The sequence below is a fragment of the Rhodococcus gannanensis genome, from assembly GCF_042681175.1.
In the GTDB taxonomy this organism is placed as follows: Bacteria; Actinomycetota; Actinomycetes; order Mycobacteriales; family Mycobacteriaceae; genus Rhodococcus_G; species Rhodococcus_G gannanensis.
This window is the reverse complement of record NZ_JBHUFB010000022.1, coordinates 143,648-158,823: the sequence shown is the minus strand read 5'-3', so window position 1 is coordinate 158,823 and position 15,176 is coordinate 143,648. Positions and strand designations below refer to the sequence as shown.

General features: G+C 69.4%; 13 protein-coding genes. 2 read left to right on the top strand and 11 right to left on the bottom strand.

Features of this window, described 5'->3' with window-relative positions; genetic code table 11:
• Nucleotides 1–49 precede the first annotated feature (49 nt).
• The 11 genes from ACFSJG_RS26120 to ACFSJG_RS26070 form a co-directional block, all read right to left on the bottom strand.
• On the bottom strand, nt 50–1,078 hold the full coding sequence (locus ACFSJG_RS26120; protein ID WP_378488163.1) for a zinc-dependent alcohol dehydrogenase: 1,029 nt from the start codon (nt 1,076–1,078) through the stop codon (nt 50–52).
• On the bottom strand, nt 1,075–2,859 hold the full coding sequence (locus tag ACFSJG_RS26115) for a class I adenylate-forming enzyme family protein (RefSeq protein WP_378488162.1): 1,785 nt from the start codon (nt 2,857–2,859) through the stop codon (nt 1,075–1,077). The genes ACFSJG_RS26120 and ACFSJG_RS26115 overlap by 4 nt, the downstream gene beginning before the upstream one ends.
• On the bottom strand, nt 2,856–3,725 hold the full coding sequence (locus ACFSJG_RS26110) for an alpha/beta fold hydrolase (protein ID WP_378488161.1): 870 nt from the start codon (nt 3,723–3,725) through the stop codon (nt 2,856–2,858). The genes ACFSJG_RS26115 and ACFSJG_RS26110 overlap by 4 nt, the downstream gene beginning before the upstream one ends.
• A 1-nt stretch (nt 3,726) precedes the next feature.
• Complete coding sequence (locus ACFSJG_RS26105) at nt 3,727–5,448, bottom strand: thiamine pyrophosphate-binding protein (RefSeq protein WP_378488160.1); 1,722 nt, start codon at nt 5,446–5,448, stop codon at nt 3,727–3,729.
• A gap of 160 nt (nt 5,449–5,608) precedes the next feature.
• Entirely contained in the window at nt 5,609–6,580 is a 972-nt protein-coding gene (locus ACFSJG_RS26100) for an IclR family transcriptional regulator (protein ID WP_378488159.1), read from the bottom strand.
• A complete protein-coding gene (locus ACFSJG_RS26095; protein ID WP_378488158.1) occupies nt 6,522–7,262 on the bottom strand; it encodes an SDR family NAD(P)-dependent oxidoreductase in 741 nt (246 codons plus the stop codon). The genes ACFSJG_RS26100 and ACFSJG_RS26095 overlap by 59 nt, the downstream gene beginning before the upstream one ends.
• A gap of 120 nt (nt 7,263–7,382) precedes the next feature.
• Nucleotides 7,383–8,495, bottom strand: coding sequence for an acyl-CoA dehydrogenase family protein (locus ACFSJG_RS26090; RefSeq protein WP_378488157.1), 1,113 nt, complete (start codon nt 8,493–8,495; stop codon nt 7,383–7,385).
• A complete protein-coding gene (locus tag ACFSJG_RS26085; RefSeq protein WP_378488156.1) occupies nt 8,492–9,448 on the bottom strand; it encodes an acyl-CoA dehydrogenase family protein in 957 nt (318 codons plus the stop codon). Before ACFSJG_RS26085 ends, ACFSJG_RS26090 begins: the two co-directional genes overlap by 4 nt.
• Nucleotides 9,445–10,608 (bottom strand): acyl-CoA dehydrogenase family protein, encoded by a 1,164-nt coding sequence (locus ACFSJG_RS26080; RefSeq protein WP_378488155.1) that lies wholly within the window; start codon nt 10,606–10,608, stop codon nt 9,445–9,447. The genes ACFSJG_RS26085 and ACFSJG_RS26080 overlap by 4 nt, the downstream gene beginning before the upstream one ends.
• The gene (locus ACFSJG_RS26075) at nt 10,608–11,534 is read right to left on the bottom strand and encodes an enoyl-CoA hydratase (RefSeq protein WP_378488154.1); all 927 of its coding nucleotides are present in this window, start codon (nt 11,532–11,534) and stop codon (nt 10,608–10,610) included. The genes ACFSJG_RS26080 and ACFSJG_RS26075 overlap by 1 nt, the downstream gene beginning before the upstream one ends.
• Nucleotides 11,531–13,084, bottom strand: a complete 1,554-nt coding sequence (locus tag ACFSJG_RS26070) for a FadD3 family acyl-CoA ligase (protein ID WP_378488153.1) — start codon at nt 13,082–13,084, stop codon at nt 11,531–11,533. Before ACFSJG_RS26070 ends, ACFSJG_RS26075 begins: the two co-directional genes overlap by 4 nt.
• A gap of 45 nt (nt 13,085–13,129) precedes the next feature.
• Here ACFSJG_RS26070 and ACFSJG_RS26065 point away from each other — a divergent pair, with 45 nt between their 5' ends.
• Together ACFSJG_RS26065 and ACFSJG_RS26060 are read left to right on the top strand one after the other, a co-directional pair.
• On the top strand, nt 13,130–14,335 hold the full coding sequence (locus ACFSJG_RS26065) for an acyl-CoA dehydrogenase family protein (RefSeq protein ID WP_378488152.1): 1,206 nt from the start codon (nt 13,130–13,132) through the stop codon (nt 14,333–14,335).
• Nucleotides 14,332–15,141, top strand: coding sequence for an SDR family oxidoreductase (locus ACFSJG_RS26060; RefSeq protein ID WP_378488151.1), 810 nt, complete (start codon nt 14,332–14,334; stop codon nt 15,139–15,141). The genes ACFSJG_RS26065 and ACFSJG_RS26060 overlap by 4 nt, the downstream gene beginning before the upstream one ends.
• The last annotated feature ends 35 nt before the right edge of the window (nt 15,142–15,176 follow it).

Here is a 15,176-nt window from a genome sequence, read left to right as displayed (position 1 = left end):
TTCTCCCGTGCAGCGTGGTTCGTGGTCGTCGCGGACGTGACCGCCGCGGTCACTCGGCGAGGCCGTGCGAGATCAGCACCTTGACGTCGCTGCTCGAACCGCCGTGCAACTCGGCCACCTTCGCATTCGCGTCCGGCAGACCGACCACCGAGGTGATCAGGGCGTCGGTGTCGACGAGCCCCGCGGCCAGGGCGTCGAGCGCGGCCGCGAAGTCCGCGGTGCTGTAGGCAGTGGACCCCACGACGATCACCTCCTTCAGTGACATCGCCAGCAGGTGCACCGGCGCCGGCGCCGAGTGCACGCCCACGACGACCAGCCGACCGCCGTAGCCGAGGAGGTTCACGCCCAGGTCGACGACGCTCGGATGGCCGGTGCACTCGATGACGGCGCGCACGTTCGGATCGTCCAGACCCGCGGCGGCGGCCGGCGCATCTTCCGGCGAGCACACGTCGACTCCGAACCGGGCGCCGCGGTCGCGGCGTTCCGGATTCGGTTCGACGACGAGGATCCGATCGATTCCGCGGGCGTGGAGTGCCTCCACCGTCAGCAGTCCGATCGGCCCGGCACCGGCGACCACGACGGTGTCCCCGGCCTGCACCCCGGCGTGCGCGACTCCGCGCATCGCGACCGCGAGTGGCTCGGTGAGCGCGGCGTCGCGCAGCCCCAGGTCGTCGGGCACACGGTGCAGCATGGCGGTGGGCACCGCCACGGTCGCGGCCAGGCCGCCGGGCCGCCCGATGCCTGGCCCACCGGCCAGCCCGGTCACGCAGACCGCCGAGTCGCCCCCGCTGGTGCACGCCTGACAGGTTCCGCAGGCGTCGATCGGCAGGATTACCACGCGGTCGCCCGGCGCCCAGCCGGTCACCCCCTCGCCGGTCGCGCGGACGACGCCGGAGAACTCGTGGCCGAGGACGTGCCCGACCAGCGGGTCCGGTGGGTCGAACAGCAGGTGCAGGTCCGACCCGCAGACCCCGTTGTACGCCACGTCGACGGTGACCTCGCCGTGGCCTGGCTCGGGAACCGTCGACGTCGTCACGGTGAGACGTCGATCGGGATCGATGACCGCGAGGGCGATCATCGGACGCCCCCCTTCGTGGCTTCCGCCGCGGCGTCCAGGTATCGGCGACGGAGCTCACGCTTGAGCAGCTTGCCGGTGGCGTTCCTCGGAAGTGGCCCGGCCTCGATCAGAACCTCCTGCGGGATCTTGTGTTTCGGCAGCCGGTCGGCCGCGATCTGCTGCACCGCCGACTCGGTGAGACTGCCGGTGCCGGGACGTGGCACCACCGCCACGACCAGGCGCTCGCCCAGTCGGTCGTCGGGTACGCCGAACGCCGCGATCTCGGCGAACCGGTCGGAGGTTGCCAGTGCGGATTCGACCTCCACGCACGAGATGTTCTCGCCGGCCGAGATGACGAGATCCTTCATCCTGTCCACGACGTAGACCAGACCGAACTCGTCGAGGTATCCGAGATCGCCGGTGGGAAACCATGATTCGACCGTGTCGGCGTCGTCCTCCGGGGCGTCGGCGCCGAAGTAGCCCGCCATCACGAGCCCCCCGGACAGCTGGAGCTCGCCGACCTCGTCCACGGACAACACGCGACCGTCGGCGTCGACGACCCGCACGTCCATGGTCGGGCTCGGTGGCCCCGACGTCTCCGGGAACAGCGCGAGGATGTCACCTCCCGCGGTGCACACGCTTCCGCCGACCTCGGTCATGCCCCATCCCGCGCTGCGGCGGGCGCTCGGCAGCCGGTCGGCGATCCGGTGCGCCACGTTCGGTGGCGTCGCCTGCCCGCCGGGCGCGATGTTCACCAGCGTCGCGAGAGAATCCGCCGCGCCCGGCAGGGACAGCAGATCGTCGATGGTCATCGGGGGGCCGGCCATGAGTGTGATCTTGTGCGAGGCGATGAGCTCGGCCGCCCGCTCCGCGTCCCATCGCGGCATCGTCGCGACGAAGCCACCGGAGTTCATCGCGCTCAGCAACGCCGCGATCCCGGACACGTGGAACAGTGGGTAGATCAAGAGCGCCGACATGGTCGGCATGAACGCTCGCAGGTCGGCCACCGACATGCCGTAGGTGCGGGCCGCGAACTCGAGATTGGTCTCGGCGACGAAGCGCATGTTCATCAGGACGTTGACCAGGTTGCGGTTGCTGAGCATCACCCCCTTCGCCCGTCCCGACGTGCCGGAGGTGAACAGGATCAGGCAGATGTCGGCGGTTCCCGCCGGCTTGGGGTCGGTCGGCCCCGATGAGTCCGCGATCAGTTGTGCCACGGACTGAACCTCGGGCAGCTCGGGCACTCTCGCAGTGGCGACGACGTCGAGCGCGGGTGCGATCGCGTGCAGCATCGCCGCCCGGCGGCCGTCAGCGAGCACGACTCGACACGGAACGTCCTCCAGAGCCGCCTCGAAGTCGGTGGCGCTACCGCGGCTGTTGTAGAGGACGGCGGTCGCGGCGAGCCGCGTGATCGCGAACAGCACCACGAGACAGTCGGGATGGTTCGCCATCGCGATGCCGACCCGATCGCCCGGTCCGACACCGTGACGTGCCTCGAGTGCGGCCGCCAGGTGCGCGGAGTCGTCGAAGACCTCCCGATACGTCCGGGACGTTCCGTCCGCGTCCCGAGCGAGCACCGCGTCCGGGTTGCGCTCCACGAGTTCGGCGATCATGTCGTGCAACGACGCCGACACGTGCCGGTAGGTCCTCACGGTGTGATGCCGGTCCGCGACGTCGACGACCTCGAAGTCCGCGCCGGGCGCCGTGAGGGCCGCCTCGATCTCCCGGTATCGCGCCATCACCTCACGGCGGGCGTCGGACTGTGCGGATTCCGGCAGGCGCAGCGCGGGTGAGTCGGTCATGACCTGTGTCCTCCCTCGATGGACCGGTGCTTCCGAATGGCGTCGAGAACCGTCTCCGGATGTTCCTCGGGTATCCAGTGCGATGCCCGCGGAAGTTCGTGCAGTGTGTAGTCGCCGGTGACGAAGTCGCGGCAGCGGTCGACACCGGCGCGGCAGATCGCCATGTCCTCGGTGCCCCACACGAACGTGGTCGGGACGTCCACGGGCGGAACGTCATCCATGCCGTCCATGGCCCGGTACCAGTTCAAGGCCGCGTCCATGGCGCCGTCCTGCAGGAGGACCCGCAGGTGCTCGGCGACGAAGGCCGGCGGAACCACGTCCCCGAAACCCACCCGCACGGCCGCGCCGCCGTCCGCGGTCATCAACGCCGCCGCGTTCGGGTCCTCCCGGAAGAACTGCATGTACGCGGAGTGCTCACGCTGTTCCGGGTCGTGTTCGATCGCCCACCCGAACGCCGCGGGATGGGGCACCGACAGGGCAACGAGTGACGCCACCCGGTCGGGCCGGCGTGCGGCGACGTTCCACGCCACGAGGGCACCCCAGTCGTGTCCGACGAGATGGACACGGTCGAAGCCGAATTCGTCGCAGACACCGAGTACGTCGGCCACCAGCTTCTCGATCGTGTAGTCGGCGACATCGGCCGGCCGGGCGCCCTCCGAGTAGCCACGCTGGTCGAAGGCCACGGCGGGGACGTTCTCCGACTCCAGCACCTCGAGAACAGGAACCCACGACGCCTTGCTCTGTGGGAAGCCGTGCAGAAGGACAACCGGTGCACTCGAACCGGACTCGGGGACAGTGCTGGTCGCCCAGGCGTCGAAACGGAAACTCTCGACATCCACGGGAACGGAACGGAACTCCGGACGCATCTCAGACCTCGCCTTCGGGAATCGGCTCGTAGTAGGGCACGCGCGTGGCACCGGCACCCAACTCGGCCGAGAGGCCGGCCATGATCGGGTGGACGGGGGCAGGGGAGACCGTGACGTCGACAACCGTCGGGCGCCCGGACTTCTGCGCCTTCTTCACGGCCAGGACGAGATCGTCGATCGACTCGACGTGCTCGCCGTCGCAGCCGAACGCCCGGGCGACGGCGTCGTACCTGGTGTCGGGCAGGTCGACCGCGACCGCAGTGCCCGGTCCGTAGAGCGCCGACTGCCCGTGCAGCGACATCGCCCACCCCGCGTTGTTCATGACGATCGTGGTGATCGGGAGTCGGTGCCGGACCATCGTGTCGAACTCCTGCAAATGGAAACCGACTCCGCCGTCGCCGGTGATGAGGACGACCGGACGGGTCGGCTCGGCAACCTGCGCACCGATCGCCATTCCGGGACCGATGCCGAGCCCGCCGAGTGCGCCGAGGCCGAACCACGATCGGGGTTGCTCGGCGCGGGCGAAGAAGCTGGTCCATGCCGCGGACTCGCCGCCGTCGTAGACCACGATCGTCTCGGGGGCGAGGGCGTCCACGATCGCCTTCGACGCCCAGTACGGATGCAGTCCGCTGTCGGACTCTGCCGGTTCCTGCGCGTACAGCAGGGCGTGGGCATCGGCGGTTCCGCGTGCCGTCGCGGTCCAGTCCGGCCAGCCGGGGAGTCGGTGGACGTGGTGAGTCAGCGCGGAAACGGTCTCGGCAGCATCGGCATTGACCGACAGCGCCACGTCGTCGATCCGTCCCGGCTGGGTCGGATCGAGGTCGACGTGGATCACCCGGGCGTCGGCAGGAATCATCGTCGCGTTCCGGGACCCCGTCATCGGTCCGCGACGAGCACCCACCAGGACGACGACGTCGGGTGGCGAGGCCATGAACTGGAGGGCGGCGGCATCCGCGCTGTTGCCGCACCAGCACAGGTGGTCCGGATCGAGCAGCCCCAACCCCCAGGAGACCCCGTACACCGGGATGCGGAGGTCGGCCAGCAGGGTCTCGAGCGCGGGCCGGAAGCCCTCGCTCATCGAGGCTCCGCCGCCGACGAAGATCACGGGACGCTCTGCGGCGCCGAGGATCTCGATGATCCACTCGACCGTGGCGGCGGACGGCGCTGCCGGCGCGGGCAGAGTGACCGAGGGCGTGGCGGCCAGGTCCTCCTCGATCGATCGGAACATCACGTCGATCGGAATGTCGAGAACCACCGGCCCCGGAACGCCTGTGGTCGCGTGACGCACGGCGAGCGCCACCAGGTCGGGAACCCGGGTGACCGTGGTGACGCGGTGCGCCCACTTGGCGACCAGGGTCGCCGTCCCCACCTGGTCCAGTCCGTCCTGGAGGGCGTTGAGTTCGGTCTCCCGCAGCGGTGGGGAACTCGTGACGACGAGAAGCGGAACCCGATCTGCGGCGGCGTTGCACACCGAGGAGAAGACGTTGGCGTATCCCGGCCCGGAGGTCGCGAACACGACACCCAGCCCTCCGGTCGTGCGCGCATAACCCTCGCCGGCATTGCCCGCGGCCGCCTCGTGGCGATGGTCGACGATCCGGATGCCCAGTCGTTCCGATTCGACGAGGAATGAGTCGAGATGTCCGCCGTGGACGCCGAAGACGGTGTCGACGCCGAACGATGCGAGAGTGCGAGCGGCCAGTTGTCCGCCGGTCACCGATGCCATGATCGCTGCCCCAATCGTGAAAGCCGTCGGGTCGAGCAGCAGTCAGGACTGTGAGGCGCGCCATGACACGTGCTCGACTGTGAGTGCGGTCACGCTAGCGACGGGGTGTCGGACCACGCAACGATTGGCATAGTGCAAACGCCTCGGTCGCGTGACCCGGTCAGACGGGGGCGGCGCCGCCCAGGCGTTCGGTGATCTCGTCCGCCGCAGCGACCACGAGCTCTCCGAGCCGACCCAGTTCGAGCCCGCGCAGACCATCACCGGGCAGGTCCAGCACGGACACCGCGCAGACGGTCCGACCGGCGGCGTCGAAGCACGCGGCGTTCACCGACATCGGCGCATAGGTCCGGGAGTCCTCGATGTCACCCAGGAGCAGTGAATGGGGGAGGTTCGGCCGCTGTTCGGAGGACATGCGCTCCGCGCGGCGTGCACCGTGGAACCGGTCGAGGGTCTCGGAGGCGCGCTCCCGCAATGTGTTCGGTGGGACCGGGAGCAGTTCGACGGCGAACCGGCGTCGCCGCACCGTGCGAAGGATGTCCCGGACCGAGTCGTGCTCCGCCGTCGTACCGCCGGTGCGGCGTACCCACTCGCCGAACGCGAACGGTCCGGCGAAGGCGGCGAACACGGATCCCAGCGGGGGAGCGAACTCGATCCGATCGCCCGCCTGCAGTGGCAGGTTCAGTGCATCGGGCCGCGTGGACCTGACGATCTCGGCGATGGTGAGCGCGTCACCGGACGCGACGACGAGGCAGACCATTCCGCCGGTGTCCGCGCCGAGCCGCTCCAATGTGGGACGCGCGAGATCGGTCACCCCGACCGACTCGCGGGCCGCCGAGCCGATCGCGATCAGTCGCGGACCGAGGCGGTACGTCTTCTTCGTGTGGTCCTTGACCAGCCATCCCACCCGGGTGAGTTCGGTGAGCATGGGGTGACAGGTCGACTTGTCGAGGCCGACCAGCCGCGCCAGCTCGGTCAGGTGGTAGTCGCGCTGGGGCATCTCGGCGAGGATTTCGATCATCTCGACGAGACGCTCGGTTTGCGGAGACCTTCGAGTCAATGCGCGACCACGGTGGTCAACCTGCCCCCTTGCCGTTGTCGACGCGATAGACGGCACCGTGAACGGCTGCCGCATCGTCGCTGGCCAAGAACACTATGAGGCGGGCGACGTCGAGCGGATCCATCAGCCCGCGCGGTGCGGCGGATCGCATGATGAGTTCGAAGTTGGCGTCGTCCGGAGCCGTGAAGCGCGCGACCTGGGGGGTCGTCATTCCCCCCGGGCAGACCGCGTTCACCCTCAGTCGATCCGCCGTGTACTCGACAGCGAGAGCGCGAGTCAAACCGATCAATCCGTGTTTCGCGGCGCAGTACCCGGCGGAGTAGGCCTGGCCCTCCATGCCCGCGATGGATGCCACGTTGACGATGCTCCCGCCCCGTTCGAGGAGGTGGGGGAGTGCGGCGCGGGCGAGGAAGAAGGGTCCGTTCAGGTTGACCGACAGGTCGTCGGCCCAGTCCTGATCCGTCATCGACTCGGTTCTGCGCATCCGGTGATCGCCGGCGACATTGATCAGCGCATCGATTGCGCCGAACGTGTCGATCGCCTCCGCGATCGCCGCACGGCAGGCGTCGGGATCGCCGATGTCGGCACGTGTGTAGGCACCCTGTGGCACGGCGGAGAACACCTCCGCCAGCCGTGTGGTGTCTCTCGCTATCCCGAACACCGTCGCCCCGGCATCGGAGAGCAGTCGTGCCGTGGCCGCGCCGAGCCCGGACGACGCTCCGGTGACGACGGCGATCTTGTCCTGCATGTCGACCATACGACTCGAGTCCTCCTCGGTTGCGCGCGGTGTTCGTCGATGACCCTGCCGAACCGGTCGGGCAGGGACCAGGACCAGGCCTCGCTCGTGACCCGACCGGTGGCACGAGCGAGACCGATCTCAGAACAGTCCTGAGTCCACCGCGAGTGCGTGGAGGTGAGCCCGCGGCTGACCGAACAACTGCGCGCTCCCGTGTGCGCGCTTGAAGAACAACTGGGCGTCGTGCTCCCAGGTGATCGCGATGCCGCCGTGCAGCTGGATCGCGTCGCCCGTCACCGCCTGCAGCGCCTCCGAGCAGTACACCTTCGCGACGGTGGCGTCCGTGGCCGCCGTTCCGCTGCCCTCGGACACCGACGCGACCGCGGCATACGACGCGGACCGCGCCGTCTCCACCAGGAAGTAGAGATCCGCCATCCGGTGCTTGAGCGCCTGGAAACTGCCGATCGCCCGACCGAACTGCACGCGCGACTTGCTGTACTCGACGGTGCTCGCGAGGATCTGCTCCGCCGCGCCGACCTGCTCGCCCGACAGTGCGACGCAGGCGAGCGTGCGCACGCGCTCCAGCGCGGCGCTGCCGTCGGTGGTGAGCAGCCGTCCGGACGCGCCGGCGAACTCGAAGACCGCGACACTGCGCGTCGGATCCATCGTCGGGACCCGACGCCGCGTAACCGCGTCCTGTTCGGGATCCACCTCGAACAGCGCGACCCGGCCGTCCACGGTCGCCGCCACGACCAGGACGTCAGCGTACGAGCCGTCGAGTACGAAATGGCTGCTGCCGGTGAGGGTGTCGCCGTCGGCGACGACGCCCACCCGCCCGGTGTCCCACGACCCGTCCGCGCCGGTCCAGCACAGCGCCGCGATCGACGTGCCTTCCGCGATGGCCGGGAGCAGTCGCTCACACGCCTCGGAGTCGCCGGATGCCAGGACGGCCTGCGCCGCGAGGACGACCGAACCGAGCATCGGCGTCGGGGCGAGCGTCCGGCCGAGTTCCTCCATCACCAGATGGGTTTCGACGGCCGACGCACCGATCCCGCCGAACTCCTCCGGAATCGCGAGCGCCGCGACACCGACCTGTTGGCACAGCAGGTCCCACAGGGTCGCGTCGAATCCGTGCTCGGACTCGGTGGCCTTGCGGACCGCGGCCTGGTCGGCGTGCTTGGTCAGCAGCGCACGGACGGTCTTGCGCAGTTCGAGCTGTTCGTCGGTGAACGCACCGACCGCCGCGACGCTCACAGCGCCTCCATCACTCGGGCGCGGTGCTCGGCCGGGGTGCCCCAGGCGGTGAGCAGCGCGCGGGTCTTGGTCAGCCACAGTGACAGGTCGTGCTCCATCGTGTAGCCGATGGCACCGTGCACCTGCAGTGCGATCCGCGACGCCCGGTACGCGGCATCGCCGCAGGCGACCTTCGCGGCGGAGACGTCGCGGCGAGCGGTCGGGGAATCGTCCCGAACCGCCATCGCGGCGCCGAGCAGCAGCGGTCGCGCCATCTCGAGACCGACGGCGACGCCGGCAAGGTGGTGCTTGATGGACTGCTGGCTGCCGATTGCCTTGCCGAACTGCTTGCGCTGCGTGGCGTACTCGGTGCTGATCTCGAGCATGCGGCGCCCGAGTCCGAGCAGCTGCGCGCTGGTCGCGAGCGCGCCGAGATCGAAGGCGCGCGAGGCGTCCGCGTCACCGAGGGTTTCGGCGGCGGTGACGGAGAACAGCCCACGGGAACGGTCCACCGATCCGCGGCGTTCGCCGGCGGTGGCGGTCGTGACGGTGGTGCCGTCGACGAGCAGGGTCAGGTCGGCGACGTCGGCGTCGACCGCGAACGGGACCAGCGGCGGCGCGGCGACAGTGGCCAGCGAGCCCTCGGCGAGGGCGGACAGGCGGTCCGGTGCGGCACCGGCCAGCAGCACCGGCGCGACGGCGACGGTCTCGGCGACGGGACCCGGGACGGCGTGCCTGCCCAGCTGTTCGGCCGCGACGACCAGGTCGATCGCGTCCGCGCCGAGGCCGTCGTGGGCCTCGTCGATGATCAGTCCGTTCACGCCGGTCTCGGCGAGCCGCTGCCAGACCTTGAGGCCGGGTGCGGTGTCGCCCGCGTTCCAGGCCCGGACGACGGCAGGCATGTCGGACTTGGAGAGCAACGCGTCGATGCTGTCCGCGAAGTCGGTGTGCGAGGAGTCGAGCGCGAATCTCATCGGTCAGCCTTCGGTAGGCCGAGCAGGCGCTCGGCGATGACGTTCTTCTGGATCTCGTTGGTGCCGGCGTAGATCGGACCGGAAAGGGAGAACAGGTAGCCGTGCATCCACGCGGTGTCGGCGAGTTCCGCTTCGGGGCCGAGCAGGTCGAGAGCCGTTTCGTGGGTGGCCACGTCCCACTCCGACCAGAACACCTTGTTGATGGACGACTCGGCACCCAGCTGGCCGCCGTCGTTCAGTCGCGTCACCGTGCCCCAGGTGCTCAGTTCGTATGCCCGCGAACCGATCCACGCGTCGACGACGCGGTCCCGGAGCGCAGTGTCGGAGGCGTCGCCGCGGTCCTTCCACAGCTGCACGAGGCGGTCGGTGGCGGCGAGGAAGCGGCCGGGGGAGCGCAGCGACAGGCCACGCTCGTTGCTGGCGGTGCTCATCGCGACCCGCCATCCCTCGTTGACGGCGCCGATGACGCCGGACTCACCGGGGTTCGCCGGGTCGTCGGGGACGAAGACGTCCTCGAGGAACACCTCGGCGAAGCCGGGCAGGCCGTCGAGCTGGTCGATCGGGCGCACGGTGACGCCCTTCGACCGCAGGTCGAACATGTAGTAGGTGATGCCCTTGTGGCGTTGCGCCTCCGGATCCGACCGGAACAGGCCGAATCCCCAGTCCGCGTACGCGGCCCGCGAGCTCCAGGTCTTCTGCCCGTTGAGCAGCCAGCCACCGTCGACCTTGGTGGCGGTGGCCCGCAGGCTCGCGAGGTCGGACCCCGACTCGGGTTCGGACCACGCCTGCGCCCAGATGTCGTCGGCACGGGCCATCCGCGGCATGATCCGGTCGAGCTGCTCCTTGGTGGCGTGCTCGAACAGGGTCGGCGCCAGCAGGAAGATGCCGTTCTGGCTCACCCGTCCCGGTGCGCCCGAGCGGTAGTACTCCTCCTCGAAGATCACCCACTGTTCGAGGGTGGCGTCGCGGCCGCCGTACTCGGCGGGCCAGGACACCACCGACAGGCGGGCGTCCGAGAGGGTGCGCTCCCACTGCCGGTGCGCCTCGAAGCCCTCGGCCGTGTCCATGTGCGGCAACGGTTCCGCCGGGACGTTCTCCTTGAGGAACGCGCGCACTTCGTCGCGGAATGCGACTGTGGCGTCGTCGAATTCGAGGTCCACTACTCTTCTCCAGCCTTCACCACGGCCGAGCCGTGCTCTGTTGTTGCGGCGTTGCCGCGCTTCATTGCTGTGACGTCCATGCCGCCGAGTGGGCCGGACCCGACCTCGGCGTTGTGCGCGTGCGCGAAGTGGTGCAGACCGAACACCGAGTCCATGCCCGCGCGGATCCCCATGAGGTCCTCGCACTGGTTGACGGCCTTCTTGGTCAGCGCCAGTCCGAACTGCGGCATTGTCGCGATGCGGTCGGCGAGGTCCATCGCCGTCGACTCCAGGTCGGCGCGCGGGACCACCCGGCTCACCATGCCCCACTCGTAGGCCCGCTGAGCCGAGAACCGGTCACCGGTGTACAGGATCTCCTTCGCGGCGCGGGTTCCGAGGACCCACGGATGTGCGAAGTACTCGACACCCGGAATACCCATCCGGACAACGGGATCGGCGAAGAACGCGTCGTCGGAGGCGACGATCAGGTCGCACACCCACGACAGCATCAGCCCGCCCGCGATGCAGGCGCCCTGAACCATCGCGATCATCGGCTTCGGCAGGTCCCGCCAGCGGCGGCACATGCCGAGGTAGACCTCCATCTCGCGGGCGAACCGCTGATCGCCGCCCGGGCGGTCGACGTGGTCCCACCACATGACGGCCTTGTTCTCGTACGAGACGTGGTGGTCGCGTCCGACGGTTCCGATGTCGTGCCCCGCGCTGAAGTGCGCGCCGTTGCCTGCGAGCACGATCGCGCCCACGTCCGGGTCCTCGACCGCACGCTGGAACGCGGCGTCGAGCGCGTACGTCATCACCGAGTTCTGCGCGTTGCGGTAGGTGGGACGGTTCATCGTCACCACGGCGACGCGGCCGCGCACCTCGTAGGTGACGACGTCGCCCTCGTCGGGGACGGCGTCCGCAGGAACGTGATCGGTGGAGGCGGTCACGACTTGTCCTCTCGCAGTTCGTTCTTGAGCACCTTGCCGGAGGGGTTGCGCGGCAGGGAGTCGACGACGCGGACCGAGCGGGGGATCTTGAAGTTGGCCAGGTGCTCCTTGCAGAATGCGAGCACCTCCTGCTCGTCGACGGTACGTCCGGGTTTGGCCACCACGTATGCGCGGCCGACCTCGCCGGCCCGCTCGTCCGGGACTCCGATGACGGCGGACTCGGCCACCGAATCGAGCCGGGCGAGGGTGTTCTCGATCTCCGCGGGATAGACGTTGAACCCGTTGGAGATGTACATGTCCTTGAGCCGGTCGGTGATGTCGAGGTAGCCGCGGTCGTCGAGCACTCCGACGTCGCCCGTGTGCAGCCAGCCGTCGGTGTCGATGGTCTTCGCCGTGGCCTCCGGGTCGTCGAGGTAGCCGAGCATCACGTTCTCGCCGCGGACGAGGATCTCGCCGTGATCGCCGATGCGGACCTCCATGCCCGGGATCGCGCGTCCGGACGTCGTCGACACCGTGACCGGATCGTCGTCGGTGCGGCACATGGTGACCACGACGGCCTCGGTCTGCCCGTACGCGGTCAGCACCGCGTCGTATCCGAGCTCGGACTGCAGTCGCTCGACGAGCGTCACCGGGACCGCTGCCGCGCCGGTCACCGCGATCCGCAGGCTCGACAGGTCGTAGTCGTCGCGGGTCGGGAAGTCCAGGATCGACTGGTGGATGGTGGGGGCGCCGGGCAGGATGCTCACCCGCGCCTCGGCGATCCGCGCGGTCACGGCCGGAACGTCGAACACCGCCATCGGCACGATGGTGGCGCCGCGCAGCACGCACACCATGATTCCGGCCTTGTAGCCGAAGGTGTGGAAGAACGGATTGATGAGCAGTTCGCTGTCCGCCTCGGTGACCTCGGCGCAGGTGGCCCAGGCGTCGGCGATGCCGACGGTCTGCCGGTGCGCGGTCATCACACCCTTGCTCTTGCCGGTGGTCCCGGAGGTGAACAGGATGTCGGCGAGGTCGTCGGGTCCGACGGCATCGGCCCGCGCGTCGGCCTGCTCGGCGGGGACCGACTCCGCGAGGGTCGTGAGGTCGTCCCACTCGACGACGCTGTCGCTGCGCTCGGCCGGGTCGAACGGGATGCGGACGACGGTGTGCACGGCGTCGAGGTCGCCGTCGTCCGCGGCCTTCTGCAGTTCGGTCCAGCGGTCGGTCTTGAGGAACGGGCCGACCACGAACAGTGCCTTCGCACCGGTGCGGACCACCAGGTCGAGGGCCTCGCTACCCGTGTAGCGCGTGTTGATCGGCACGATCACGGCCCCGGCGTAGTGCGAGGCGAGGGCCGCGACCACCCAGTGGTGGGTGTTCGGCGCCCAGATCGCGATACGGTCGCCGGCATCGACGCCCCGGGCGATCAGGGCGCGTGCGGTGGTCCGGACCTGGTCGAGAAGGTCCGACCAGGTGATCCGGACGTCACCGTCCGCGATCGCCACGGCGTCACCGAATTCACGAGCGGCCCGCGTGAGCGCCGCGGGGGTTGTCTTCACATCAGTGGTCACTGGACTCCTCTACCTAGCAAGTGCTTGGTAGGTTACTCTACCGATGTGGATGCAAGCCAGGGGCTGGGAACAGCAGTAGAAGACGAGAAGTTCGCCGCCACCGTCCGTGAGTGGCTGGCCGACAACCTGACCGGCGAATTCGCCGGGCTGAAAGGCCTCGGCGGGCCCGGACGTGAACACGAGGCGTTCGACGAACGCCTCGCCTGGGACCGCCACCTCGCCGCGGCCGGATGGACCTGCCTCGGCTGGCCCAAGGAGTACGGCGGCAAGGACGCCACGATCAGCCAGCAGGTGATCTTCCACGAGGAGTACGCCCGTTCGGGTGCGCCCGCGCGGGTCAGTCACCTCGGCGAGGAACTGCTCGGACCGACGCTCATCGCATTCGGTACCGAGGAGCAGAAGCGTCGCTTCCTTCCCGGCATCAACACCGTCAGCGAACTGTGGTGCCAGGGTTACTCGGAGCCGAACGCGGGCTCCGACCTCGCCGGCGTCACCACCTCCGCCCGCCTCGACGGCGACCAGTGGCGCATCAACGGCCAGAAGGTGTGGACGTCGCTCGCGCACGTCGCGCAGTGGTGCTTCGTCGTCGCCCGCACCGAGCCGGGCTCGCAGCGTCACAAGGGCCTGTCCTACCTGCTCGTCCCGATGGACCAGCCCGGCATCGAGGTCCGGCCGATCCTGCAGCTCACCGGCACCTCCGAGTTCAACGAGGTGTTCTTCGACGACGCCCGCACCGACGCCGACCTCGTCGTCGGCGAGCCCGGCCAGGGCTGGGCGGTCGCGATGGGCACCCTCACGTTCGAACGTGGCATCTCCACCCTCGGCCAGCAGGTCGGGTTCGCGAAGGAACTCGCCGCCATTGCCCTGCAGGCCGAACGCAACGGCGCCGCACAGGACCCCGTCATCAAGGACAAGCTCACCCGCGCGTGGATGGGCCTGCAGGTGATGCGCGCCCATGCGATGCGGACCCTGTCCTCCGTCGACGCCACCGGAAACGGCGGCGAGGCGTCCGTCGCGAAGCTGCTGTGGGCCAACTGGCATCGCGGTCTCGGCGAGCTCGCGATGGAGGTCGCTGGAGCCGAGAGCCTGCTCGCCGGCGACGGCCCGTTCGGCGCCGACGCCGACCTCAGCGACGAGCAGCGTCTGTTCCTGTTCAGCCGCGCCGACACCATCTACGGCGGATCCAACGAGATCCAGCGCAACATCATCGCCGAGCGGGTGCTCGGCCTTCCCCGAGAGGCACGCCCGTGACCGCCACCGTCAAGTCCCCGCTCTCCGTCGCCCCCGAGGAGATCGAGGGCCACAACCTGCTCAAGGGCAAGAAGGTCGTCGTCACCGCCGCGGCGGGCACCGGCATCGGCTTCGCGACCGCGCGCCGCGCCCTGCTCGAGGGCGCCGACGTCCTCGTCTCCGACTTCCACGAGCGGCGTCTCGGCGAGACCGTCGAGAAGCTGGCCGCCGAGTTCGGTACGCAGCAGATCGAGTCGTTCGTCTGCGACGTCTCGAGCACCGAACAGGTCGACGCTCTGATCGCGGGCGCCGCCGAGAAGCTCGGTCGCATCGACGTCCTCGTCAACAACGCCGGACTCGGCGGCGAGACCCCGATCGTCGACATGACCGACGACCAGTGGGACCGCGTCCTCGACATCACGCTGAACAGCACGTTCCGCGCGACCCGCGCCGCGCTGCGCTACTTCGAGTCGGTCGACCACGGCGGCGTCCTCGTCAACAACGCGTCGGTCCTCGGCTGGCGCGCACAGCACTCGCAGTCGCACTACGCGGCGGCGAAGGCCGGAGTCATGGCGCTGACCCGCTGCTCGGCGATCGAGGCGGCCGAGTTCGGTGTCCGCATCAACGCGGTCGCCCCGTCCATCGCGAAGCACCCGTTCCTCGCGAAGGTCACCAGCGACGAACTGCTCGACACGCTGGCCTCCCGCGAGGCGTACGGTCGTGCCGCCGAGGTGTGGGAGATCGCCGCGACCATCGCCATGCTCGCCAGCGACTACACCACCTACCTCACCGGCGAGATCGTCTCCATCTCCAGCCAGCGGGCCTAGGTTCTCGCCCCCGCACCTCGTTCCCGAATGGCCCA